This window comes from Moorena sp. SIO3I6 (assembly GCF_010672095.1).
This window is the reverse complement of sequence record NZ_JAAHHU010001059.1, coordinates 1-1732: the sequence shown is the minus strand read 5'-3', so window position 1 is coordinate 1732 and position 1732 is coordinate 1. Positions and strand designations below refer to the sequence as shown.

General features: G+C 45.4%; 3 protein-coding genes. 1 reads left to right on the top strand and 2 read right to left on the bottom strand.

Annotated features, from left to right (window positions below; translation table 11 throughout):
- On the top strand, positions 1–445 hold a 445-nt coding region (gene pth, locus F6K49_RS46075; RefSeq protein ID WP_293109064.1), incomplete at its 5' end, for an aminoacyl-tRNA hydrolase.
- On the opposite strand, the gene F6K49_RS46070 is transcribed toward pth, so the two are convergent.
- Both F6K49_RS46070 and F6K49_RS46065 read right to left on the bottom strand, forming a co-directional pair.
- Complete coding sequence (locus F6K49_RS46070; protein WP_158069403.1) at positions 391–564, bottom strand: hypothetical protein; 174 nt, start codon at positions 562–564, stop codon at positions 391–393. The two genes, pth and F6K49_RS46070, sit on opposite strands and share 55 nt — an antisense overlap.
- An 84-nt stretch (positions 565–648) precedes the next feature.
- Positions 649–1732 (bottom strand): hypothetical protein (locus tag F6K49_RS46065; RefSeq protein WP_293109061.1); only part of this gene is annotated, 1084 nt, incomplete at its 5' end.

Genomic DNA, 1732 nt, shown 5'->3' with positions numbered 1-1732 from the left:
TAATAAGCTAAGCTTGCTCAAGCCCCTTACATACATGAATCGCTCTGGACAAGCAATTCGGGCGGTGACTGATTGGTACAAGCTCACACCTGAGTCGGTCTTGATCATTTATGATGATATGGACTTACCAGTAGGGCGTTTGCGTCTGCGCCTTTCCGGTTCAGCGGGAGGACACAATGGCATGAAATCCGCAATTGCCCATCTGGGTACGCAAAACTTCCCTCGCCTGCGCATTGGTATTGGCAAATCCAGTCAGAAGCCAGACACGATCTCCCACGTCCTAGGAAAATTTTCACCTCAGGAAACCAAGTTAATGTCGGAAGTAGTCCAACTAGCCGTTGAGGCAGTTGAACTTTCTCTTAAGCAAGGTGTAGAAAAGGCCATGAGTCTCTACAATAATCGGAATTTGGCAACTATAGCAAAGGGAACAGGGAGTAGGGAGTAGGAAGTAGGGAGTAGGAAGTAGGAAGTAGGGAGTAGGGAGTAGGAACTAGGGAGTAGGAAGTAGGGAGTAGGGAGTAGGGAGTAGGCAGTAAGGAATTCGGAAGTCGGAAGTGGGAACAAATCCTGTGTACGTGATCGGTATTATCAACTCCACAGTTATAGCGCTATAGTTATAGCGCTAGGTTAAAATTCACAGAATCCGAATCATAAAATCTGATTAAGGCAGGAGATATCAGCTGATCCAAAGTGGACACTGAAGGCAATATTCAAGTTTTCCAGAGACGGGACTAACCAAGGTACGCTGTTTCTGGTTTGGGACTCGTAGTGGTTAAACAGAATCGAAAATCGCTTTTCTAAATAGGGCTTGACTTTAGCGCAGACCAATACAATCTTGAGCAATAGTCCAGTGGTAATGGTGGTTCCTATATTGCCAATCAAATCAACAAATGTATAGTGATGGGGGCGCTTAGGGCTTTCCACTACCAAAAAATTTAACAATTGAGTACAGGTGCGCACCACCATAAATTCATTGGGCGTTTGGTAATCCCATTCAGGCAAGGTGTTTTGCAAATGAGTATACAATCGCTGGTTAAACTGTTGCTTCCCATAGGCTGGGTCAATCGAGGCAATCAAATATTCATATAAATCGTCCTTGAAGTCTTTAAAAAAGGCTGTGTGCCGACTGTGGGTATGGAAACTACGAGCAAAATCTCGGTAGCTGTAAGACCCTTGCACTTTTCCAAAAAACTGCTTGAGAGCACTCGCCAACTCTCGTTCGGTCAGCAATGTGGGATTTGACACTGGTTGAATTATCCGTTTTGGAGTCGTGATAGCCCGATTTCGCATGACATGGGCGCATCGCACCTGATAGGTTACGTACTTAGATAAATCACAGTCAAAGCGCCGTTGAACCCTAGCTTGAACTTGCCGTACAGTTTGCTGATATTCCTGAGAGCTGTCTTCACTGAGTAAGCAATGTTCATATAAGTAGGGATACCGCTGAATCAAATTTGCCACTGGTTTAGAACCATTAGAGTATTGAGGTGTATCACTCATTACTCTAGACAGACGTTGCAGAGTTAGATATTGCTCTGTTCTTTTGAACAGCTGCATTAGTTCCCGCAGGCGTCTAGGAGCCCGAGAGTGAACCCTCAAAGAAGGCGGCACATGATCAAACAGAGCTACCAATTCTTGGACTGCTCTTCTGGTGTTTGGTTTCAGATGCCAGTGATTGATCAGAATATGGCAGCAGCGATTGACCACAAATCGGAACTCTGTCGGAGCCCGC